This window comes from Flammeovirga sp. OC4 (assembly GCF_000812565.1).
Classification (GTDB): domain Bacteria; phylum Bacteroidota; class Bacteroidia; order Cytophagales; family Flammeovirgaceae; genus Flammeovirga.
Genome location: NZ_JTAM01000020.1, coordinates 37,207 through 60,883, shown reverse-complemented (window position 1 = coordinate 60,883; position 23,677 = coordinate 37,207). Strand labels below are relative to the sequence as shown.

17 protein-coding genes are annotated in these 23,677 nt (G+C 35.1%); 10 read left to right on the top strand and 7 right to left on the bottom strand.

The features are described 5' to 3' along the window. Nucleotides 1–20: 20 nt before the first annotated feature. The 5 genes from PL77_RS14020 to PL77_RS14000 all read left to right on the top strand — a co-directional run bounded on the left by PL77_RS14020 (nucleotide 21) and on the right by PL77_RS14000 (nucleotide 12,777). Nucleotides 21–1,838 (top strand): hypothetical protein, encoded by a 1,818-nt coding sequence (locus tag PL77_RS14020; RefSeq protein WP_044206378.1) that lies wholly within the window; start codon nucleotides 21–23, stop codon nucleotides 1,836–1,838. 1,763 nt (nucleotides 1,839–3,601) lie between these two features. Further along, complete coding sequence (locus PL77_RS14015) at nucleotides 3,602–7,471, top strand: helix-turn-helix domain-containing protein (protein ID WP_044206376.1); 3,870 nt, start codon at nucleotides 3,602–3,604, stop codon at nucleotides 7,469–7,471. A gap of 236 nt (nucleotides 7,472–7,707) precedes the next feature. Further along, nucleotides 7,708–8,859: a hypothetical protein gene (locus PL77_RS14010; RefSeq protein ID WP_044206374.1), complete on the top strand. Its 1,152-nt coding sequence runs from the start codon at nucleotides 7,708–7,710 to the stop codon at nucleotides 8,857–8,859. 353 nt (nucleotides 8,860–9,212) lie between these two features. Further along, entirely contained in the window at nucleotides 9,213–10,373 is a 1,161-nt protein-coding gene (locus PL77_RS14005; RefSeq protein WP_172665854.1) for an RHS repeat domain-containing protein, read from the top strand. Between the two features lie 196 nt (nucleotides 10,374–10,569). Continuing rightward, complete coding sequence (locus tag PL77_RS14000; protein WP_082026535.1) at nucleotides 10,570–12,777, top strand: glycoside hydrolase family 3 C-terminal domain-containing protein; 2,208 nt, start codon at nucleotides 10,570–10,572, stop codon at nucleotides 12,775–12,777. 268 nt (nucleotides 12,778–13,045) lie between these two features. Here PL77_RS14000 and PL77_RS13995 read toward each other — a convergent pair whose 3' ends face one another. The 4 genes from PL77_RS13995 to PL77_RS13980 form a co-directional block, all read right to left on the bottom strand. Beyond that, nucleotides 13,046–13,501, bottom strand: a complete 456-nt coding sequence (locus PL77_RS13995; protein WP_044206370.1) for a hypothetical protein — start codon at nucleotides 13,499–13,501, stop codon at nucleotides 13,046–13,048. A gap of 191 nt (nucleotides 13,502–13,692) precedes the next feature. Continuing rightward, entirely contained in the window at nucleotides 13,693–14,673 is a 981-nt protein-coding gene (locus tag PL77_RS13990; protein WP_044206367.1) for a polyprenyl synthetase family protein, read from the bottom strand. A 9-nt stretch (nucleotides 14,674–14,682) separates the two neighbouring features. Then, a complete protein-coding gene (gldF, locus tag PL77_RS13985; protein ID WP_044206362.1) occupies nucleotides 14,683–15,414 on the bottom strand; it encodes a gliding motility-associated ABC transporter permease subunit GldF in 732 nt (243 codons plus the stop codon). 77 nt (nucleotides 15,415–15,491) lie between these two features. Then, complete coding sequence (locus PL77_RS13980; RefSeq protein WP_044206359.1) at nucleotides 15,492–16,118, bottom strand: DUF4251 domain-containing protein; 627 nt, start codon at nucleotides 16,116–16,118, stop codon at nucleotides 15,492–15,494. 277 nt (nucleotides 16,119–16,395) lie between these two features. Between PL77_RS13980 and PL77_RS30575 the strand changes: the two genes are divergently transcribed. From PL77_RS30575 to PL77_RS13955, 5 genes are all read left to right on the top strand, one after another. Beyond that, on the top strand, nucleotides 16,396–17,004 hold the full coding sequence (locus tag PL77_RS30575) for a TetR/AcrR family transcriptional regulator (protein ID WP_052444408.1): 609 nt from the start codon (nucleotides 16,396–16,398) through the stop codon (nucleotides 17,002–17,004). A 63-nt stretch (nucleotides 17,005–17,067) separates the two neighbouring features. Next, nucleotides 17,068–17,787 (top strand): TMEM175 family protein, encoded by a 720-nt coding sequence (locus tag PL77_RS13970; protein WP_044206356.1) that lies wholly within the window; start codon nucleotides 17,068–17,070, stop codon nucleotides 17,785–17,787. 63 nt (nucleotides 17,788–17,850) lie between these two features. After that, on the top strand, nucleotides 17,851–18,618 hold the full coding sequence (locus PL77_RS13965) for a ParA family protein (RefSeq protein WP_044206353.1): 768 nt from the start codon (nucleotides 17,851–17,853) through the stop codon (nucleotides 18,616–18,618). 20 nt (nucleotides 18,619–18,638) lie between these two features. Beyond that, entirely contained in the window at nucleotides 18,639–18,899 is a 261-nt protein-coding gene (locus PL77_RS13960; protein WP_044206350.1) for a ribbon-helix-helix domain-containing protein, read from the top strand. A gap of 155 nt (nucleotides 18,900–19,054) precedes the next feature. After that, a complete protein-coding gene (locus PL77_RS13955) occupies nucleotides 19,055–21,208 on the top strand; it encodes an FG-GAP-like repeat-containing protein (RefSeq protein WP_044206347.1) in 2,154 nt (717 codons plus the stop codon). A 95-nt stretch (nucleotides 21,209–21,303) separates the two neighbouring features. Here the strand turns inward: PL77_RS13955 and PL77_RS13950 are convergent, their stop codons facing one another. From PL77_RS13950 to PL77_RS13940, 3 genes are all read right to left on the bottom strand, one after another. Further along, complete coding sequence (locus tag PL77_RS13950) at nucleotides 21,304–21,555, bottom strand: hypothetical protein (RefSeq protein ID WP_044206344.1); 252 nt, start codon at nucleotides 21,553–21,555, stop codon at nucleotides 21,304–21,306. A gap of 290 nt (nucleotides 21,556–21,845) precedes the next feature. Further along, a complete protein-coding gene (locus PL77_RS13945; RefSeq protein ID WP_044206342.1) occupies nucleotides 21,846–22,487 on the bottom strand; it encodes a hypothetical protein in 642 nt (213 codons plus the stop codon). Nucleotides 22,488–22,708: 221 nt separating this feature from the next. Further along, the gene (locus PL77_RS13940) at nucleotides 22,709–23,272 is read right to left on the bottom strand and encodes a DUF2911 domain-containing protein (RefSeq protein ID WP_044206400.1); all 564 of its coding nucleotides are present in this window, start codon (nucleotides 23,270–23,272) and stop codon (nucleotides 22,709–22,711) included. Nucleotides 23,273–23,677 lie beyond the last annotated feature (405 nt).

Below are 23,677 nucleotides of genomic sequence, written 5' to 3'. Positions count from 1 at the left end.
GCTTTTAAAATATTATTGAAATGAAACAACTTCTATATTTTACATTCATAAGTCTGTTTTTCGTAATCATAGGTTGTGAAAAACAAGATCCTCTTAGAACCATTGAAACCGAATACCTAGATTCTGTTCACTATGATGCCAGTGTTTTCTATCCCTTAGAAGACATGATTTCTCCAGAGCCTATTTTTGAAAACAAGTATGGCGTTTCTTTTGCCATTGAAGAGTTTTTTAATGACAAAGGTGATAGCTCACAAATCAGTAATGTATTTATTGACAAAAAAACAGGAGTAATCAGTGTAAGAGATGCTTCACTTTTAGATCAAGAAGCAATATACCACGCCAACATTGCCACTTTTACGGTAAGTGGAAAAACAGTTCACGAAAAAGCTTGGTCAATGGGTATCACTCCAGTGACGGGCGAAGTGTTTTATTCGTCACCTACACCTTCTTATGAAAGATATTTTGAAGGTGAAGTACTTCATTTAGACAGTGCTTTCTTTGGGGAAGGAAATACTGCGATCTCTTATGAGTTAGTCAATGCTTCCAAAGGCCTATCAATTGATGAAGCCACTGGACATATCTCTAAAGTGGACTTTATGGAAGCTGGTGAATATGATATTGCTGTAAAAGTTTTGACAGAAGGTGGTGAAACTACGTTGAGTGAAGTTGCTAAAGTAAAAATCTACGGTGCGCCTGAATTAGTATATCAACCTAACTTCTTTAAGATTCAAGGTGATTACAGCATTCAAGCTATACCAACAGTAAGAGAATTCTTAGACGGTGCTACTTATGAAGTGCAAGTACAAGATAATCTTACACTAAGTAACCTCGCAATTGATGAAAATGCTGTCATTACTTTACCAGAAAATCACAATAATACAGTGGGAGTCTATAAAGTTGATGTCATCGCTACGTTAGACGGTCAGACTTTCACTTTCGAGGAAGCGGTTACTATTGAGATTGTGGCACAAATTAGCCCTGAAATCTCTTATGCTGAAAATAAAGTAACACTTTCACCTTGGACTGGCTACACCTTCACTCCTGAATTATATTCACTTCCAAGAAATGCAGTCGTTACACTTACAACGGCATTACCTGAAGGCATGACTTTCGATCCTGAAACAGGTTCTATTACAATTGCGGAAGAGCAAAACTTTACGGATGCAACTTACAGTATTGATATCAATGTCAACACACCAAGTCATGGAGACACTCCTCTAACTGCACTCACACAGATTGTTATCGAAACAAAAGCACAAATTCTTTTGGAAGATGATATGACAAGTGATGCATTGAGAATAGATTATATCCGTCAGCAAGTAGTCCTCAATGATAATGAGAGAAGCGGTGCTAGCTGGAACACTACAGCTTCAAGATCGTATTGTAGAGCACAAGCCAATATTTGGTCAGGTGACTATACAAGGTGGTCTTATATCGCTGTAAGTTATGCTGTAGACAATATCCGTAGAGCCACTGTTTCTTTTGATAACGGTGTCAACAAAGACTTAAAAGATACAGATGAATATACTGAAGACTATTTCACGGTCAATTATAATGCAGATTATGATGGTAGTGATGCTATTCATGATTTTGTATGGGAAAAAGACACGAATGCCAACATCTCAAGAGTAGGTACTGACATTGATAATGGGCCGTATGTGTCATCGGGTGTCTTGGAGATTGATACAAAATATCTTGTGAATAACAGAGTAAATATTGCTTGGTTGGCACACAAAGACATGACTGAAATCCCTGACAGCTTCAAAACAGGTCATACTTTCGGTTTCAACAATATTGTTGTTACGGCTTATACAAAGTATGATGCAGTGGTAGAATGAAGAGTTAAGAGTTAAGAAGGAAGAAGGAAGAAAAATAGTTCGGGTTGTGGTCCACAGTATGGTTTTTATGCCGATTGGACCACCTTACATCTTCCTTCTTCCCTTATCTTTTTCTAGTACTTAATAAACTAAGTTTTCGAATATTTATGGCATTTAGAAATCAGAAGATTTCTGATGATCTGAAGGACACGAATGACGCTATCGCTTAACATTCGCGCCAGTGGTCTTTCTACTCCATTCGTTAGGTAGTACTTCCTTCGGCCTGAAGGGAAAAGCATTAAAAATTTCATGAAGTGAGCCGTTAAAAATGATTTTTTGGTTTGAGCAAAGCGAGTTTAAAATCATTTAGGCGAGAGGAATGAAATTTAGCTTTTGACTTCTAAGCCTAGATTTTTTGCTTCGTTTTTCATCAATGGAAAAATGAAGAAGAAGGAAGTTTGAAAGTAGGACATAAAAGCCTGCGGAATAATTGATTAAAAGTTAACGAAAACTTAGTTTACGTTATTTGTACCATTTAGAAATCAGGAGATTTCTGATGACCTGAAGGACACGAATGACGCTATCGCTTAACATTCGCGCCAGTGGTCTTTCTACTCCATTCGTTAGGTAGTACCTCCTTCGGCCTTGAAGGGAAAAGCGTGAAGAATTTCATGAATTGAGCCGTTAAAAATGATTTTTTGGTTTGAGCAAAGCGAGTTTAAAATCATTTAGGCGAGAGGAATGAAATTTAGCTTTTGACTTCTAAGCCTAGATTTTTTGCTTCGTTTTTCATCAATGGAAAAATGAAGAAGAAAGAAGCTTGAAAGTAGAGCTTATAAATGTTTGTAGAAAACTTGATTAAAAGTTAACGAAAACTTAGTTTACGTTATTTGTATTGTTTAGAAATCAGGAGATTTCTAATGATCTGAAGGACACGAATGACACTATCGCTTAACATTCGCGCCAGTGGTCTTTCTACACAATTCGTTAGGTAGTACTTCCCTCGGCCTTGAAGGGAAAAGCGTGAAGAATTTCATGAATTGAGCCGTTAAAAATGATTTTGTTGTCTGAGCGCAGCGAGTTTAAAATCATTTAGGCGAGAGGAATGAAATTTAGCTTTTGACTTCTAAGCCTAGATTTTTTGCTTCGTTTTTCATCAATGGAAAAATGAAGAAGAAAGAAGCTTGAAAGTAGAGCTTATAAATGTTTGTAGAAAACTTGATTAAAAGTTAACGAAAACTTAGTTTACGTTATTTGTATTGTTTAGAAATCAGGAGATTTCTAATGATCTGAAGGACACGAATGACACTATCGCTTAACATTCGCGCCAGTGGTCTTTCTACACAATTCGTTAGGTAGTACTTCCCTCGGCCTTGAAGGGAAAAGCGTGAAGAATTTCATGAATTGAGCCGTTAAAAATGATTTTGTTGTCTGAGCGCAGCGAGTTTAAAATCATTTAGGCGAGAGGAATGAAATTTAGCTTTTGACTTCTAAGCCTAGATTTTTTGCTTCGTTTTTCATCAATGGAAAAATGAAGAAGAAGGAAGCTTGAAAGTAGATCCTATAAATGCTTGCAGAAAGGTTGATGATAATTTAGTTTACAATGTACTTAGTCTCCTGATTTCGAAATAAAGTATCACTATCGCTTAACACTATAGAAAATGGTGTTAGTTGCAATTAAATCAACCGATTCGTTGATTCCTTTTACTTAAATACTAACTTTACTAACCTAGATTAAATACTTGTTGGTCACTTACTCCATTAATTTTTACATCATTTCGAGTATGAATTTGAAGAGAACATTACTTATTTCTTTTATCCTTTTTATCAATTCTTTTATTGCATTGGCACAATGGGATGAAAACTTACTTTTTGACAACTATAATGTTCAAGATGGATTAAGTAGTCATATTGTCTATGATATTGCCAATGATGAAGATGACTTTACATGGGTCATATCACCCAATGGTATTCAACGTTTTGATGGGAAAAACTTTAAAAATTATACAATAAAAAACCCTGCAGGAGAAGATATTATTTTCTACAAAAACAACTCAGGGCTTTACATCGATCAACTCAAAAAATTATGGGTCTATTGTCAATTTGGACTCTACACCTACAACCCTACAGTTGACGCTTTTGAACCTTTTGAAATTCAAGGCATCAATAACAAAAGAGCTTTTACATCCATCACTGAACACAACGGGTTTTATTATTTTCTTTCTTGGAAAATGCTCGTTCGATGGGATCCTAAAAAAGATGCCTTCAAGAAGATATTTATCAAAAAAAGAATTACAGCCACCACTCCTTACGGTGCACAAGGACTTTTGATCGCCAGCCCTAATGGTCTTCAAATTATCAAAAAAGGAGAAGTCAAAGAGTTTCAGCTTTATGGTATCAACTTAAAAGGTGCAGGTATTACATGTCTTTATAAAAGTTCTGACAATGCGGTATGGGTAGGTACTTACAATAGAGGAATTTACTTGATCAAAGACAATAAAATTCAGCATATCAAGCAAAATGTAGATTATAAAATCAGTAAATTCAGTACTTACAAAAATAAAATTATTGCAGGGACAGATGGGCATGGTATTATGGTTTTTGATCATGACGGCCATGAAGTCAGCGGTAATAATTTAAAAGGCATTAATGGCTTACCAATTAACAGCTTGACAGTTGATCAGCACCAACGGCTATGGATTGCTACTTACGGAAAAGGGCTTTTCTTGCACAACCCTCACAAACCTTATTTAAGAAAAATCAATACCGATCCTGATCCCAATATGATTGCCGATCATGGCTACAGTTCTTTTAAAGATTCTAAGAAAAGAATCTTGTTGGGAACGAACAAAGGGATGGTTATCAAAGATAAAAACGGCAAAAAAAGATATTTAAGACCCAATCATTTTATTCAAAAATTTGATCGCAATGAGAGTTTTGTTATCAATAATATTGTAGAAGACAGGCATCACAATTTCTGGGTTTCAAGCTATGGTTTTGGTTTATTTTACTTGGATGGTAAAAACTTTAAAGTGTTGAAATCGATCAAAAATTTCCAAGTGAAAGATCAATACTACAATTGCAAATTTATTCTTCAACTAGAGCTTTACGGAGATAAATTGTGGTTTAGATTGGTAAAAGGGACTGTTTTTGAGATGAATATCAATGATCAATTGTTTAGTAAATATCCACTAAGCAGTACCTCCTATATTTATTACAGTCCTCAGCAAGGGAAAATGTATGCTGCTAACCATGATGGCATTCATGAAATAGATCAAGAGCAACCAAAACTGATTATAAAATCCTCAGATCTGTCTGTCAGTGCGATTATGCCGATTGACGAGAAAAATTTTATGTTGGGGACAGAATCTAAAGGAGTACTGATTTTTGATGTAATCAAAAAAAGCATTTCTCCAATCCAAGACAATCAAAAGAATTTATTACCTAGACGCATCAAACAGATCTTAAAAACAGATCTGAATAAATATGTGATTATTGGTGACAATGGGTTGTTTACTTTCCACTACAACAAAGGGAAAATTGCAGATATCCACGAACCGCTTCAGAAATTTGAATCCCATCAAGGAGCCTCTATTCTAAATAACAATCATATCATTCTAGGATCATACGATGGTTTTTATCAATTCCCTCTTCATTTTGAGGACAACATTACCACTGCTCCAAAAATCACTTTCAACCATTTTACAGTAGATGGAAAGAAGATTACAGCACTCAATTCTAAAATACTGGACAAAGACATCAACCTAGTAAAAGAAGTTATTCTTGACCACCCAGACCGTGGTTTTTCTTTGAATGTCATCTCCCCTGAATACAGAGGTGACCCCAACTTTTTTAGTTGGAAACTAGAAGGGTATGAAAACAACTTTAGTAAGAAAAGTACACTACAAGACATCAATTACCAAAACCTCCCTTATGGTAGTTATGTACTAAAAATCAAAATGTATTCTGGTAGAAATACAAGAGAAGAAGTGGAAAGAAGTTTAAAAATTTCCGTTGCTCCCCCAATCTGGGCTACCGTTTGGGCGAAGGTTTTGTATACTATTGGTGCTCTGATTTTACTTTGGTTGATTTATAAATCTTATGCCGATTATATTCAACAAAAGCACTTGCAGGCGCGAAATACTGTTTTTGCAGAGATAGCTCATGAGCTAAGAACGCCACTCACATTGATACAAGGTCCACTTCAAAAACTAGAAGAAGATACCGATTTGGACGCCTCAGCAACAAGATTAATCGGTATGATCCGAAGCAATTTGACAAGACTGAATAAACGTATCACGCAGTTATTGGATTATGAACGTATCAATCAAGTCAATGAAGAATTGGTGGTCAAAGAGTTTGATTTTGTACACCTCATCAAAGTGCTGATCCGTGATTTTGATCCACTATTACAGAAGAAAAATATTGAAGTACAGATCGATTCCTCCAAAGAACAAATCATGGTGGAATTAGATTTTGATAAGATTGAAAAAATCATCTATAACCTGGTTTCCAATGCTATCAAATACTCTAAAGAGAATGACAAAATCTTTATTGATATTAAAAAAGTGGAGGATCAAATCAAGTTCACCATTACTGATCATGGTTTAGGAATTCCGAAAGGGAATCAAAAACACATTTTCAAGCGTTTCTACAGAGCTGAAAACGTCATTAAGAATAAGAAAATTGGGAGCGGAATCGGTTTGGTCCTTTCTTATAAGTACACTTCCATGATGAACGGTAAACTCTTTTTTGAAAGCGAAGAAAACAAACAAACCACTTTCTTCTTAGAGCTTCCACTGAAAGTAAAAGGTATTAGAAATGATGCCGTTCCTCAAGAAATATCACATTATGGTGATGAGTTTGTGGAGAAAGATAAGGAAAAGTACGATTATCGAATTGCGGTGGCGGAAGATAATGAAGAGTTGAGAGCATTTATTAAAACCTCCCTTTCTGACAGTTTCGAAGTCGAAGTTTTTGAAAATGGCAAAGAATGTTTTGATGCTTTATTGGAGAAGGATTTCCACCTTGTACTCTCTGATGTCATGATGCCTGTCATGAATGGTTATGAGCTTTGTAATCAAATCAAAAGTAATGTGGCCACTTCCCACCTTCCGATCATTATGCTGACAGCACTCAACGCCTCTATGTACAAAGCGGAAGGCTATATGCACGGAGCAGACCACTATGTAATCAAGCCTTTTGACATCAGAATGCTGAAATATAGAATCATCAGTTTGATTGAAAATAGAAAGGCCCTAAGTCAGTTGTACAGAAAGCAAATTCATGAAGATGAACCGACCAAAGTACAGCCGGTGGTAGAAGAAACAATTGACAGTAAATTCCTCACTGAATTCAAACAGTTAATTGAAACCAACTTAACAGACTCTAACTACAATGTCTCTGAAATTTGTAAAGACATTGGGATGAGTAGACCCGTTTTATATCGAAAAATAAAGGCACTTACCGACCTCTCTCCAAAAGAGTATATTCAGACAAAACGTCTCAATCATGCCAAGAAGATGTTGATGGAATCAGATGAAAGTATCAGTACAATTGCTTATGAAAGTGGTTATTCTGATCCAAAATATTTCTCTACAGTATTTAAAAAACAGTTTGGGGAGAGTCCTAGTGAATTTAAGCAACACTGTTAAAACAGAATTGTGCACCTTAGTTCAAACTTTGGTGCACAATTCATTTTAAAAGAATAATACACATTTCATTTCATGGTTAATTGACAATAAAATCCTAATTTTGAGGCTCAATAAAGATTACTCTACTTTTTATCGAATAAAGGCAAACAATTTATTTATATACATGTGTTTCGTGAATACCTTTTCAATTACTTTTTACTGAAGCACTCTTTTCTTAAACTTAAACCTCTAGCATCATGCTATTCAAAAACAAACAATGGATCATATATCTATTAATATCCTCTTTATCATTCTTAGTTTACAGTTGTACTACCGAAGAAGTCACTCCTTCTAATGAAGTTGTTGATAAGGAAATCAGCCTTGGAGATGGAAAAGTATTTAATATGAAATACTTTATGATTTCTATTGAGCAGGTCACTTTTGAGCATTTCCATAGGTCTACTACGAAGATGACACATAATATTAATCAAAATGGTCAAGTAACTGAATCTTATTGGCATCAGATTAACATTGGTACATTTGGTGAAAATATAATAACTAGTAAGCACAAAATTGAAGAAAACGGAGTAATTTATAGTTCTACAGCTGAAGCAAGTGGAACTAAAGCGTATTATGAATACGAATACAACGAAAAAGGGCTTATCAACCAAATGACAGTCACTTATAATGATGGTACTGTTAATGTTGATACTTTCGAGTATAATGAATTAAATCAGTTAATTAAAAGAGTACCCGTTGACCGATATCGATATTATACTTTTACTTATGATTCAGAAAATAGGGTACAAACTTTGGAAGAACACTACGAAAGTAGTAGTAGTTCTTATCTGACAAAATACTATTATAATGAAAATGGTATGCCTATAAGAGAAGAAGGTGGTAATGGGGTAACCTACACGTATGACAATCAAAATAGAGTTATTGAAACTATATACGATTCAGGCTCTCGTGATGAATATATTTATAATGGTGATCAGCTATTGTTGAAATCATATCGTGAAGAAAATGGAGAACTTTCACTAAGTCAAGAAAAGTTATTTATAAATAAAATCACAAATCAGCAATATTGGCTAAGCTACTGGGATGAATATGCCATAAAAGGTACTTTTGATAGTGAAACACATAAAGTTGTCACTAAAGAATACTTCCTAAATAACAATTATAATTTAACATTAGAAGGAAAAAATATAATTGATGTTCGCTATGAAAGTGGACGTGGACGTAAAAAGCAAGAATCTTTTTACAAAGCTGATGGGACTAAATTATATGTTTTGAAGCATTCAGATGCTGATCGATTTGACAGAGAAACCACTTATTACAAAGCCGATGGAGTTACTGAGATATCATCGAAAGATATCACAGAAGAGTGGATACACAAACTTATTTAATACTCCTCAGATTTAGAATATTTCAATCACTTCTATAGTGATGCTTTTGAAACACCTTAATACTCAAATTAAGGTGTTTTTTTATTTTAAAATTCTTTTTGCAAACGGTTTCATGTTAACAATCAAAAGAAATAATACCTAAAACTTCTTCGATAAAAGTAAGTCCACCAAATTGAATGCACACAATTAAGTATTACATACTTTTTTGACAAAAACTTATATACGTAAACTTATTTTCAAACACTCTCACATGCTTCATTAGCAAACGCTTAGCAAACTCATAAATGAAGCATACTTTAAATTTAGTGCAAACTTTAATTCTTAACATCATGCAATTTACAAACAAAAAATGGATGAATTATTTACTAATTTTCTCTTTCGTACTCTTTATTTTCAGCTGTAATAATAAAGAAGCTGATCCTTCAAATGACCAAGACGCTATTGAACAACCTTCTGACGAAGAACTCGACAATGATGTCGAGATTGAAGAGGGAAAAGTCTTTAATTTGAAATACTTTAAAACTTCTATAGAGCAAATCATCTTTGACCCGGTAGAAAGAAAAAGAATGTATATGACACACTCTTTTGATGAAGAAAATATACTTCATGAATCGTATTGGAATTTCTCATTTATTGAATCGTTCGGTGAAAAAGTGATGATCATGCAGCATTCAAGAGATACCAATGATGTAATCATCAGTTCAACGATTGATATGGATGGTATTCCATTTACATTTGAGTATGAATATGATGAGCAAGGCCTGATCAGTGAAATGATAGAAAGTTCTCTAGGTTTTACTGTAAACCGTTATTCTTTTGAGTACAATGAAAAAGATCAACTCATCAAAAAACAAAATATCACTAATGATATAAGCTATACTTTCACCTATAATTCAGAAGGTAGAATTATTAGCCTTTCTGAAGAAGATCTTGGCGCCAACCCCACAACATATACTTATAGTTACGATGTACAAGGAAACTTGATCAAAGAAGAATCCAATAAAGGATTTAAGATGGAATACAAGTATGATGGTCAAGGACGAATCATAGAAAGTTTTGGTGGGTTAGATACTGAAACCCTGGAGGAATATGAATACCAAAGTAATCAACTTACAATTAAGGTTTATCCTCCAGAATCGAATGGGATGACGTACATCAGAAGAGATCAAGTATTTGAAGGTAATATTGCCAACCTGACATATTCTATCATCTATTTCAATGACTTTGCGGTCAAAAGTTTAATGAGTTCTCCTTTAAGAGTAGATGAGGTGCAATACTTCACTAATAATAATTTTAATCTTACGTTAGTAGGTAATAGCAAAATTGATGCTCGATACGATGGCATTATCGGTTTTAAAAAACAAGAATCTATTTATAATGCCAAAGGAGAGAAAATATATGTTATCACTTATAGTGAAAACAGACAGGCGACTTACTACAAAGGCGATGGAATCACTCAGATTTCCGAAGAAGATATCACCGAAATATGGGTTTTACAACTCATCAATTTCTAATCAAAATGCTTTGATAGGACTTCAATATTTAAAACATCTTAATTCTAATTAAGGTGTTTTTTTATTCAAAACTCCTTTTTGCAAACGGTTTCATGTTAATAACAGTAAGAAAAGTAACCCAGAATTTTGAAAGATAGATATGTGTCTGCGAAATTGATGAGGACAATTAACTACAACCCTGAATGAATGAATGAACATGAACAGACAATTTTTTATTATCTTAATTTTAAATGTATTTACCGTAACTTCACTAACATTTGCTCAACAACCATGGTCTAACACTTCCCTTCCTATGGAGGAAAGAGTCGACTTGTTGGTACAAGCAATGACATTGGAGGAAAAAATTGGACAGCTCGGCAATGCTGCTCCGGCCATTGAGAGACTTGGCCTTCCGGAATACAATTGGTGGAATGAAGCATTACATGGAGTTGCAAGAAATGGAAGAGCAACAATCTTCCCTCAAGCAATTGGTATGGCCGCTACTTTCGACAAAGATTTAATTCACGAAGTAGCTTCTGCTATTGGTAAAGAAGCTAGAGCAAAGTATCAAATCTCTCAGGCGATCGGTAACCGTACCATGTACTCTGGACTTACATTTTGGACACCAAATGTCAATATCTTCAGAGACCCAAGATGGGGACGTGGACAGGAAACGTATGGTGAAGATCCTTATTTGACTTCTCAAATCGGTATTCAATTTGTAAAAGGTTTACAGGGTAATGATCCAAAGTACCTACAAGCTTCTGCATGCGCCAAACACTATGCAGTACACTCAGGTCCTGAAGCACTCAGACATGAGTTTGATGTCTCTGTCTCTAAGCAAGATCTTTATGAAACGTATCTTCCGGCTTTTAAAGCATTGGTAACAGAAGCTGACGTTGAATCTGTAATGGGTGCCTACAACAGAGTGTACGGAGATCCTGCTTGTGGAAGTGACTTATTACTCAATGAGATTCTTCGAAAGGATTGGGGATTTGACGGGCACGTGGTGTCAGACTGTGGTGCCATTGAAGATTTCTTCAAATATCACAAAACCTCAAAAGGACCAAAAGAAGCGGCTGCTTTGGCTTTGAAAATGGGTACGAACCTCAACTGCGGTTGGGTTTATCAAGCACATTTGAAAGGAGCTATTGAAGACGGTTTGGTAGACGAAAGCATGGTAGATCAACGCTTGAAGGAGTTAATGATGACACGCTTCAAATTAGGTTTCTTTGATCCGGTAAATATGAATCCTTTCAATGCTGTAGACGAGTCAGTGATTGAAAGTGAAGCACACCAACAGTTGTCGTACAACACGGCAGTTAAATCATTAGTTTTATTGAAAAATAAGAATAATGTTTTACCACTGAACAAAGAAATCAGAAACCTCTACGTTGTAGGGCCGAATGCAAGTTCTACTGAAGTCCTTTTAGGAAACTACTATGGTTTAGCGTCCAATACTGTATCTATCTTAGACGGCATTGTGGGAAATGTAAGTAAAGGAACTACGATTGAGTACAAGCAAGGTATTCTATTGGACGAACCGAACAAAAACCCTATTGACTGGGCAACAGGTGCGGCTCGAAGTGCTGATGCTTGTATCGCTGTTATGGGGATTTCGCCTCTATTGGAAGGGGAAGAAGGGGAAGCCATTGCCTCTACAACAAAAGGTGATAGAATCGCACTTGGTCTACCACAAAATCAAATTGACTTCTTGAAAAAGATCAAAAAGGATAGCGACAAACCTTTGATTTTAGTACTTACTGGTGGATCTCCAGTGGTACTGCCTGAAATGGAAGAAATTGCTGATGCGATTTTATTTGTTTGGTACCCTGGTCAAATGGGTGGACAAGCTGTAGGTGATGTATTATTTGGAAAAGTTTCTCCTTCAGGAAAATTACCGATCACTTTCCCTGCTTCTTTAGATCAACTTCCGGATTATGAAGATTACACGATGAAAGGTAGAACGTATCGCTATATGACTGAAAAACCGTTATTCCCTTTCGGATATGGTCAGACTTATAGTACTTTCGAAATTGAAAGTTTGACAGCTTCTACTGAAAAAGTGAAAGCTAATGAAGACGTGGAATTAGAAGTAAAAGTGAAAAATACAGGTGACTTTGATGCTGAGGACGTCATTCAAATTTACTTGACAGAGTATCAGGCTGATTTTGATACACCTATTCAATCATTGAAAAAGTTTGAAAGAGTAGTATTAAAAGCAGGTGAAACTAAAACACTTCGCTTTACATTAACGCCTGAAGATCGCTCTGTTTTCAATAATAAAGGACAGCTAGTACAATCTTCTGGTACTATTAAAGTGATTGCTGCCGATGCTTCTCCAGGTACAAGAAGTGAGGAGTTAGGTTATGCTAAAAAGGAATTAGTATTAAAAATTAAAGGTGGTGGAAAAGTAATTCAGTAACACACTGTAAACTAAGTTTTCGTTATTTATTATATTTAGAAATCAGGAGATTTCTGATGATCTGAAGGACACGAATGACGCTAACGCTTAACATTCGCGCCAGTGAGCTTTCTACCCTTTTAGTTTGGTAGTATTACTCCGGCCTTGAAGGGAAAAGCGTGAAGAAGAAGGGAACTTGAAAGTTTTCGGTAATTTAGTTTACTTTATACACATCAGAATATAAAAATGCCGTTTTATCTGTGATTTTGATAAAACGGCATTTTTGCATCTACATATTTTCTTTGATCAAAGTGGCTACTTCTCTTTCAATAGGATCATAGATTACAATTTTGTCCTCGGACATCGAAACAACATCCACATTAAAGGTATCTCCCTCTGATACTACTTTCATCTTCTTTCCTAATTCTACCCACTCCCAACTGGCCACAATATCAGTGACCTCAACTTCACAAGAAATACCTACTTCTTCAGCTCCATCTAGAAAAGTAGTAATCACAAGTATGGATTGTGTAAGCAATGTACCATCTTCTTTAAATTGCATTGATGCAAAATATTCTTGATCATTACATTCTGCAATAGACTCTTCAACGATCCAAGTCGGGCCTATTAATAGGGCTGCTAACTCTTCTTCTTCAGAAGGTTTGACTTCATCATCGCTATCAAAACAAGATTGCAGTAAAAATAAATTAAGGGATAAAACAACAAGCAATAACAGCTTTCTCATAATAGTTAAAGTTTGGCTAAATAATAGTTTTAATTCATTTGTGATTGGTAGTTTTTGGGTTCGCTATAAATCACAAATTACGACCCAAAGCTAAACCTTTTACGGAAGAAGAAAAACAAAAAATCAATAAAAAAATCCTGATCAGACCATGCTCATCAGGATTCATATTATTCCTTATCAATTGTCAAAAATTAGTGATCTCTATTCTGCAAATAGATGCCAAACTCTTTCAATAATTGTTTTTTATCTTCTGTGATTTCTAAGCGTTCTAATGCTTTGAAACCTTTATCAAAATACTCATTTGCTCTGTTTGTAGCCATTTGTTTGATCCCCAAACGATCATAAATAGCGGTAACAGCTTTTACTTTCTCAGCCTTATCGAAATCAGTTTTATGCAGCCAGTAATTCAATTCTTCAGCATCTTTCCCTTCCGCTTGTTTTAATGCTTGAATCAACATCAAAGTCTTCTTATTGGAAATGATGTCTCCTCCTACTTGTTTACCAAACTTTTCCTGATCGGCATACACATCTAAAATATCATCATTCAATTGGAAACCTAAACCTACATTCACTCCAAACTCCTCAATCACGGCAGACTGCTCATCAGAAGCACCTCCAATCAAAGCCCCTAGTCGTAATGCAAAACCTACCAAAACGGCTGTTTTCAAACGAATCATATTGATATATTCTTCCTCTCCCACTTCATCTCTCTCCTCAAAGTCCATATCAAATTGTTGTCCTTCGCACACCTCTTGTGCACACTTATTGAAAAGTTCAATAGCTGATCTCAGAATCGAATCTTCCACTTTAATGATGTGTTCGTACGCTTTGACAAACATCACATCGCCAGAAAGGATACCAATATTGGGGTTCCACTTTTTATGAACAGTAGTATGTCCTCTTCTCAACGGAGCTTCATCCATAATATCATCGTGCATTAAAGTAAAGTTGTGAAACACTTCTACTCCAATAGCCGGTTCCATTGCTTTTTGATACTCCTCATCAAAAACATAGCACCCCAACAATGTCAATGCAGGACGAAGGCGCTTTCCGCCTAGCGATAAAATATAACGTAAAGGTTCATAAAGGTTTTCAGGTGTTTCACCAAACCTTTTCTTTTCCAATTCTTTTGCAAGTAGTACACCTGCGTCTTTTATATCAAATGATGTCATCTTTTATAATTATTCCCAGCGTCTGCTACCAATAGATAATTTTGCCAGACTTAAGGCGATTCCAATTAAACTAAAAAAATAAAGTATATCACGAGAATCAATCAATCCTCTACTTAATGATCTATAATGGAAGTCAATTCCCCATAATCCAATACCGTAAGCATAATCACCCAAAGCAGGAATAGAAGCTACTGACGAGATGCCATCATAGCAAATAAAACAAAAAACAACCGCTACAATAAAAGAGACGATTTGACTTGATGTAATGGATGATGCAAATACACCAATGGCGGCAAATCCACCCGATAAGAAAATTAGTCCAACATAAGATCCCATCACTGCTGCCGTATCAATGTTTCCTTTTGGAGCACCCAACTCATAAACCGAGAAGTAATAAATCACTGTAGGAATCAGTGCTAATACAGCTGTCATCCAAGCGGCAAAAAACTTACCTCCTATGATCTGAAAGTCGGTCAGTGGCCTTGTGAATAATAATTCCAAAGTACCTGTCTTTTTCTCCTCTGCCAATCCTCTCATAGTAATAGCAGGAAGTAAAAACATAAATACATAAGGGGCTACATTAAACAATGGATCTAAAGAAGAAAAACGGCCTTCTAAGATACTTGTCTGAGGAAAAACCCAAACAAACATTCCCATCATTACTAAAAAGACGGCCATTACCAAATACCCTAATACGGCACTAAAAAAACTACTTAATTCTCTTTGAAAAATTTGCCACATACATTAAAAAAATTTACGATAAACACATTAGTTTATCATGACTTTGTGAATAGGCGTATTGGCCTACCCGCTTTCAATTAGTACGGTGTATTTCCTTGGAATATACTCGATAAATTAGTAGGCATCACGTTGCCTCTAAACTTCACCTCCGTATTATTAGTCTGAGCTCTTACCGTAGCATCTGCCCAGTTATCGGCTCCATTCAAATTGATTCGAACAGCCGCCTGCATTATAGAACCTTGTACATTAAACGACATCTGCAATCCGCCATGTTCATTTTCTGTGACTTTAAGGTCCGATATTTTACCATCCAAAGTGATGCCACCCACACCATTATATCCTACAATTCCTTCAAAACCCAACTGCACTACACAAGAGTTCCCCTCCATTTTTATAAAGTTAATCGTGTTGGTTACCTGTGCAATATTACCATATCGATCATACACCTGATTGGCTTGAAGTACAAAATTTTGCGTTTTCATTGCTTCAAAGGCCATTTTATAACGTGCTTCTTCCTCTGCTTTTGCTTGTTTTTTGGCTAGTTGTTTTGCTTTCTTTCGTTCTTCTTTTGCCTTTTTACGGTCCAGTTTTCGTTGCTCTTTTTCGGTCAAAGGTTTCTCAGAAGTTTCCTGAGCAAAAGTGTTAGTAAAAGAAATACACATTACAACTAGTAATGCAAAAACATTGAATAAGATCTTTTTCATAGTAATTATTCAGTTATTTAAATAAAGGAATGGAGTTAATATTAGGTATTGATTTAATTCCAAAACCTGATTTCAGTTATTAAAAATCAGGTATAATGTTATTCATAATTGTTACGAAAAATAACCCATTAATTGATCTGTTATACTTTTTCATAACATAGTTAAATTAATTCCCACAAATATAAACTATTCCATCAACGAAATAGTTTTTTCACTTTATTTTTTATGTAAGATATGTAACTTTACATAGCATTATTCATACGATTAATTTACAATTATGAAGAACAACAGAGAACACGTTCTGAAGGTAGCCACCAAATTAATTTCCCAAAAAGGATTTGACGGTGCAAGTACTAGAGACATTGCACAAACAGCTAAAGTAAGCCAAGGAATGATCAATTATTATTTTGGATCAAAAGAGAATTTACTAAAAGAAATTATTGCCAATTATTCCAAGCAAATTAACGCTGTTGTCAGTGAATTAAATAACTCCGAAAAAGAAGGTATTGAATTTTTAAAGTTAGCCCTATTGAAGTTCTTCAAGATTGCTTTTGAAAACAGAGACCTTGCACGTATCATGAACGTGGAAGAAATGATGGCTATCCGAGAAGATGTTATTACAAAAAATGATGAGTTAGCCAATATCATCAACCTTCTTTTCATGGAAAAAATAGAAGAAGGAAAAGACAAAGGTATTTACAATCAAGAAGCAGATGGTGAATTAATCGTTGGTTTTTTGGTCAATGCCTTAAACGATTACATTATCAGATCTGAAAGAATTATTATTACTGAACCCATCAAAGGAGTATCGAACTACAATGATCATCAGCAAAAGAGAATTCTTGAGTTCAGTTACCTTTACCTTGAAAAAATGCTACTTCCATAAGCATTAAAATAAAGTATATTTTTGAATAGTTCGTGAGGTACAAAGCAGCGTTTCTCACGAACTATGGCACAAACATCTTCTATTCTCAACTTTGATCCATTCATTCACCAAAAAGCTACTTTTCTTTTTATGTCTCAGCAAAAAATTAAAAAGCCTGCTATAATTTCTGAAAGCTGGCTGTTTAGAATCAACAGGCTCTCCGATATCATCTTTGCCACTTCCATGACAATGCTACTTCTGGCCTTTGATTTTTCATCGATCGATGATGTAAAAAGTAATAAACAGCTTCTAAAAGCGTTATCTAAGCAACTACCCATATTGGGTATCTATCTTACTACATTTATACTTTTAGCAGTGTACTGGTTGAAACATACCACTACTACTCGATTAATGAAAGGTGCGGATAGCAAGTACATGTGGTTAGATATTATCACATTGGCATTTGTGGCTTTACTCCCTTTTTCAAATAGTTTGGCTACTGCATTTCCAGATTTTTATGCTGCAATTTTTCTGTATAGCGTTAATGTGATGATCATTGGGGGTTTCTCTTATTCGTCATGGCGTTATGCCACTCATTATGATCGATTATTGAAAGAGCCCCTTGAAAAAGAAATTGCAGATGAAATAAGTCAAGACAAATGGATGGAACCATTGTTGGCTTTTATTTCGCTAATTGTTGCTTATTTTTATATCGACTATGCTCAAGTTCCTTATATTCTTGTTCCAGTTATTTATGGATTAAGAACAAAATGGATTGAGTATAGAAGCACTAGAGCACGTTAATTGCTTATTAATTAAGTCGGATTTCAGTAGTAACAATTTTTTTATTTCATAAAATTACTAACAATGTCAGCACAAGTCATATCTATCAGTAACCACAAAGGAGGTGTTGGAAAAACAACTTCGGTCGTCAATTTGGGCGCAGGTCTTCATCAACTTGGAAAGAAGGTCTTGATGATTGATATGGATCCTCAAGCCAATTTAAGTCAATCGCTGGGCGTATTTGAGCCAGAAAACAGTGTTTACAAACTTCTTAGAGGAGCAACAAATATTGAAGATGCGATCATGGAACTAGAATTGGATCTTCATATGATCCCTTCAGAATTAGACCTTTCCGGTGCAGAACTTGAACTCAGCATGGAAGCCGGAAGAGAATTTATTTTGAAAGGACAAATCAATAAAGTAAAAGAAGACTACGATTATATATTAATTGACTGTCCTCCAAGTTTAGGGCTTTTAACCATCAATGCATTTACTACTTCCAATCAGGTATTTTTTCCGCTTCAAGCGCAGTTTTTAGCAACGCAAGGGCTTACAAAGCTTTTAGAGGTGATTGAAAAAGTACAACAACGTTTGAATGCTGATCTGGAAATAGGAGGTGTTTTTATTACGCAATACGATCAGAGAAAAATATTAAATAGAAACGTAAGAGAAGCCATCACCAAACATTTTGGGGACAAACTCTTCAAAACAGTGATCCGAGAAAATGTAGCTTTGGCCGAAGCTCCTTCTAAACAAACCAATATTTTTAGGTACAATGCCAAAAGCAATGGTGCTAAAGATTATTGGGACTTGGCACAAGAAGTACTCGAAAGAACAGTCATTAACGCATAAACCTTTACTACTTACTCATTATGGCAAAGAAAAATTTCTCTGGTGGATTGGATTCTCTTTTAGGTGGATCGTCCTTATCAAAAAGCAATGAAGCTCCTAAAGTTGAGCCTGTCAAAAAGGAAGAAAAAGTGATTCCTGCCACTCCAAAAAATCCAACGTTTGGACTAACAGAAGAACAACAAAATAAAATCACTGCTTTAGCACAAAAAGAAGGCAGAACGGAAGAAGAAATTATTCAAGAAGCAATTAGTTTCTATCTTGATTTTCAAGTAGATTTATAGAGAAGAGGAAATATTACATAAAGTAGTTCGTGAAAAGTAAATAAAATGCATTTCACGAGCTACAATTCCTTACGGCTTATGCCTTATACTACAAACCATTACCTTACTACTTTTTCCTCTTACTTATTTATATTTAAATCTAATAGACAGCCCTTATGATCAAAAAATTAATTCCATTACTTCTGAGCATCTTCATTACAAACTACTCTTGGAGCCAACATATTGGGCTCACACTTCAACATAACATCTCTATAAGTGAAAACGGAAATGAGATTACAGACCCTTGGAACGGCGGTATTAATGCCGTACAGTTCTTCGAAATTGATTTAAACCTAAATGGTCAAAATGAATTGGTTCTTTTTGATCGAGCCAGTCGAAGAATTATTCCTTATATGCATCAAGAGAATCAATGGGTTTATGCACCACAATTCATCTCCTATTTTCCCTCTTCCATTCGTTTTTGGTTACACCTCCAAGACCTTGATGGAGATGGCCAAAAAGATTTGATTATTGGGGAAGAAGACGGCATCTATTTTTATAAAAACACTTCAAGTGCTCAGCAATTTGCTTTTTCTGAAAATGGCTTATTGATAGAGACTACTTCGTTTTCGGGTGCACCTGCTCCTCTTTTGTCCTCACTTTTAGATACCCCTGCTTTTTATGACATCAATAATGATGGAGCATTGGATTTCTTCACCTTCGTACCTTCAGTAGGAGGTTCCATCGAATACCATCAACATGTTGGGCTCAATGACCAAGGTGCTCCAATGTATACAAAAGTGACCAACAACTGGGGTAACTTTCATGAATGTGGTGATTGTGCTACTTACATTTTCGATGGACAAAACTGTTCTTCCAATGGTAGAATTATGCACTTAGGGTCCGCCGTGACCATCTATGATATCAACAAAAATGGATTAGGAGATGTTTTAATCGGTGAAATGAGTTGTTCTAATCTGGTTGCAATTCCCAATAAAGGCAATAACGCAGCCCCTCTTTTCAACGAAAGTATTACCAACTTCCCTGCACAAGACCCTGTAAGTATTCCTATTTTTCCTGCAGCTTTTTTCATTGATTATACTCAAGACAATGAAAAAGAAATGCTGATTTCACCCAACCTCACTTCTAATGAAGGAGATCAAACCGATTTCAGTAAAAGTACATGGATGTACACGTTTAATAATGCAACGAAAGAATGGGAATTTGAAAAAACGCAGCTGTTTCAAACGTTAGATTTTGGGGAAAGAAGCAGACCTTTTGCGGTAGATGTGGATGAAGACGGAGTACTTGATCTTTTAGTGGGGTATAGAAATTCATTCAATGAGCAACTTGAAACTTATGGAGGGAGTATGGCTTTCTTAAGAAATACAGGTACGAATGAAAACCCTAGTTTCGAAATGGTAGAAAGAGATTATCTTGGGCTATCCGACTGGGGTAAAATTGATATTATTCCTTTTTGGGTGGATTACAACAACAACGGTACTAAGGAACTATTGGTGAGCGCTAGAACACCCAATTCCAATGAAGCTGGAGTCTATTTACTGCCCTTTGTAGGCGAAAGTATTGATTTCAATAATGTTTCAAAACTAGTCACACATCGTCCTGAAGAAAGTGTTTCCATGGTGGATGTTGATCAGAATGGACGCATTGATATTGTAGTAGGTACTTTTTCTGGGGAATTGAAAACATATTTACAGCAAGAGAATCAAGAATTTAAAGAAAGTAGTGAAAACCTATTTCCTCAAATTGAAGGGGATTTATTGAGAAAATATCCAAGTATACTTATAGAAGATTTAGACGATAACGGAAGCATAGATTTGCTTGTATTGGATGAAAGCGGCCTTCCTAGAATCTGGAGAAATTATACTGTTAACACTAGTGGTAATTATCAAAAAGAGGTACTATTTGATCCTGCAAAAAATGCATTTCAAATGATCAGCTTAGGTAAAAAAGGTACTGGAACTAAAATCGGAAATTATATCATTATAGGATCTGAAGGAGGTGGATTGCAGCTCTCGTCAATTGGAATACACGAATCTCCGACCAGCATCTCGCCCTTACCTTCTAATGAATTGGACCTAACTATCTTCCCAAATCCAAGTAGTACGGAAGTCACATTACAAAATAACAGTACGCTATTGTTGGATTACAAAATTATTTCAACTCAGGCAGTAACACTTGAAAGAGGTCAAATTACTCCTCAATCAAAAATTAAGTTATCAACAAATAGTTGGGTGAAGGGTGTTTATTTTGTCCAGCTTAGTGATGGAAACGGAAAGTTATTCACAAAAAAGCTACTTATTCAATAACTATTCACACTTATTCAAGTTTCTCTTTGAATACAAGAGAGACAATTGGGCATTTATCGGAAAAATGTGAATAAGTCGCTGTTTTTCATCTCACTTTATGAACAACAGCGATTAGAACGGAGCAGATAAGCGACATCAAACTTCAGAATGGCTCTAAAAGTATGCAGATAAGTATCTGTAATGACTACCTTAGAAGCATTTCCTTCTTGTAGTTTATCCAACATGCCCACAATATGTTCTTTGGGTAATTTTTCAACTTCGTCTTCTGACTGAATTCCTTGGTCATTAATCAGTAAGTCCGCAATTGTTAAGCTTAAATACTTGTCTTTCTTTGATAATTCTACCATAGTCTTTTGTTATTGAGTTATAAATAGAACAATTATAAGCAGTTGTACAATTAAATTCGGAAGTTTTGGATTTTCTTTTTTAGCCTACTCTGCGTTAGAATATCATCACGTAGCTTCGGCTATGCTCTTCATTTCTGCCTTGATTAGACTAAAAAATAATAATCCAACTTATCCCAATTTTAAATGTGCAACTGCTTAATTGAGTAAAATGAAGAGTGAAGAATGTTTTGGGTAACGTAATATCGATATACCGATTTTCTTCACTCTTTATTTAAAGCCCTGATAAACTATTAATGTCTATCTTGGACTAAATGTTTTCTTAAAATCCACAGTACAGCCGGTAAGTTATCGTATACTGTTTCTTGCACCTCAATGTTTTCCAAAACATCCTCGTCCATATATTCATCAACGAAAAACTCTTTTGGAGGTTCATACAAGGCATCTATAATATCATAAAAGTCATTTTCGTCTACTTCTCCTCTACCATTGAGGTAAGCAGCGTTGACAATACGAGTGGCAATATCATCCGCATCTTTTTGATCATATCCGTAGTAGGCTGAGTAAAGGATAAATTCTAAAATTTCTGGCACTGGCTCTTTTTCTACAGGCAATTTACCTGCAAACCTTCTCAAAGCAGAAATCAAATCTAGAATATCAATAGTGACATGATTTTCCTTTACTTCAACTTCAAAAAGCGATGACATAGCATACCTTGTTTCTTGAATAAGAATACTATTCGTTTCCTCCTCAAAGAACAGTGTAATGAAAACTTGTGAAGGATCACCTTTTTCTTGAAATTCTTCAATCCCCTCAATGGCTTCCCACATCGCCCCCATCACTCTAGAGCCTTCTTTAAAAAACTTAGGTAATCGTTTAAATGTTACCTCTTTACCATCTAAATATTCTTCTAAAGTGATTTTTGATGCTGTCATTTCTTTCCTATTAGATAAATTTTCGTTTATAGAATCCAACAGCAAAGTTATGAACTATTACTTAAAATTCTTTTGTCTTCATAGTTAAGTTAAACAATACTTTTGAGAAATGATAAAAAGAAAAGGCAATCCTATAAGAATTATTCAATTCCGTACTAAGATTGCCTTACTGTGCATTATTTTGTATTTCGAAATAAAACCGAAAATAGCTTTATTTGATCTTAAGCTTTATCTACATCCAGCTCGATCAAGGTCTGATCCCAACCTAACTTTAAGTGGTATTTATCCACATTTTCAGATTTTTCAATCCATATTCTTAAGCTTTCCATAATAGTATCACTATTGATCACATTGGTTTCTACTACTACAGTATCAAAGCTTTCATCTCTACTTGCTTTTCCTCCAAAACTTACGCCCCAACCGTATACTTTATTGTTGAAAATAATTTTCCATGTTTTGGATTCCGGAACCGTCCACAAAGTATATTGTCCTGCGGGTAAATTTTTACCATTGATAATTAATGGGACATTCGTTTTGAATGTTGTTGGTTCATTGGCGCCTGTTCTCCAAACTTGACCGTAAGGAACAAGATTACCAAAAATTACTCTTCCCTTTTTGAAAGGCGACGAATAATGTATGTTTATTTTAGTATCGCCATCAACAAAGTTTTGTTCTATTTCAGGACTGTGTTTTTTTGTCTCTGAAATCATCATTTTTTGACCGAAATAACCTAAAATACCTATTCCTAAAAGAACCCCTAAAACAATAACAAAAATCTTTCTCATCGTATTTTTTTTAGTGTTTAACATAGATGGTTTAAGTGCTGAAAAAATTAAGTACCAAACGGAGTACAAAATGGTAATGAGTTGGTAGATAACATACTACTCACTTATTATCCGTCTTCCTTGATTGTATTGATACTTATTACATTGTAAACTAAATTATCGTTAACTTTTAAATGATATTTATACAAGCTTTTTATATTCTACTTTCAAACTTCCTTCTTCTTCATTTTTGTCTTGAAACAAAAACGAAGCAAAAAATTCAAGGCTTAGAAGTCAAAAGCTAAATTTCATTGCTCTCGCCTAAATGATTTTAAACTCGCTGCGCTCAAACAGCAAAATCATTTTTAACGGCTCAATTCATGAAATTCTTAACGCTTTTCCCTTCAAGGCCAAGGGGCTTACTAC

What these genes read in the sequence shown, in the direction of transcription:
- PL77_RS14020 (WP_044206378.1), top strand. Translation starts at nt 21, where the DNA reads ATGAAACAACTTCTATATTTTACATTCATAAGTCTGTTTTTCGTAATC.
- PL77_RS14015 (WP_044206376.1), top strand. Translation starts at nt 3,602, where the DNA reads ATGAATTTGAAGAGAACATTACTTATTTCTTTTATCCTTTTTATCAAT.
- PL77_RS14010 (WP_044206374.1), top strand. Translation starts at nt 7,708, where the DNA reads ATGCTATTCAAAAACAAACAATGGATCATATATCTATTAATATCCTCT.
- PL77_RS14005 (WP_172665854.1), top strand. Translation starts at nt 9,213, where the DNA reads ATGAATTATTTACTAATTTTCTCTTTCGTACTCTTTATTTTCAGCTGT.
- PL77_RS14000 (WP_082026535.1), top strand. Translation starts at nt 10,570, where the DNA reads ATGAACAGACAATTTTTTATTATCTTAATTTTAAATGTATTTACCGTA.
- PL77_RS13995 (WP_044206370.1), bottom strand. Translation starts at nt 13,501, where the DNA reads ATGAGAAAGCTGTTATTGCTTGTTGTTTTATCCCTTAATTTATTTTTA.
- PL77_RS13990 (WP_044206367.1), bottom strand. Translation starts at nt 14,673, where the DNA reads ATGACATCATTTGATATAAAAGACGCAGGTGTACTACTTGCAAAAGAA.
- gldF (WP_044206362.1), bottom strand. Translation starts at nt 15,414, where the DNA reads ATGTGGCAAATTTTTCAAAGAGAATTAAGTAGTTTTTTTAGTGCCGTA.
- PL77_RS13980 (WP_044206359.1), bottom strand. Translation starts at nt 16,118, where the DNA reads ATGAAAAAGATCTTATTCAATGTTTTTGCATTACTAGTTGTAATGTGT.
- PL77_RS30575 (WP_052444408.1), top strand. Translation starts at nt 16,396, where the DNA reads ATGAAGAACAACAGAGAACACGTTCTGAAGGTAGCCACCAAATTAATT.
- PL77_RS13970 (WP_044206356.1), top strand. Translation starts at nt 17,068, where the DNA reads ATGGCACAAACATCTTCTATTCTCAACTTTGATCCATTCATTCACCAA.
- PL77_RS13965 (WP_044206353.1), top strand. Translation starts at nt 17,851, where the DNA reads ATGTCAGCACAAGTCATATCTATCAGTAACCACAAAGGAGGTGTTGGA.
- PL77_RS13960 (WP_044206350.1), top strand. Translation starts at nt 18,639, where the DNA reads ATGGCAAAGAAAAATTTCTCTGGTGGATTGGATTCTCTTTTAGGTGGA.
- PL77_RS13955 (WP_044206347.1), top strand. Translation starts at nt 19,055, where the DNA reads ATGATCAAAAAATTAATTCCATTACTTCTGAGCATCTTCATTACAAAC.
- PL77_RS13950 (WP_044206344.1), bottom strand. Translation starts at nt 21,555, where the DNA reads ATGGTAGAATTATCAAAGAAAGACAAGTATTTAAGCTTAACAATTGCG.
- PL77_RS13945 (WP_044206342.1), bottom strand. Translation starts at nt 22,487, where the DNA reads ATGACAGCATCAAAAATCACTTTAGAAGAATATTTAGATGGTAAAGAG.
- PL77_RS13940 (WP_044206400.1), bottom strand. Translation starts at nt 23,272, where the DNA reads ATGAGAAAGATTTTTGTTATTGTTTTAGGGGTTCTTTTAGGAATAGGT.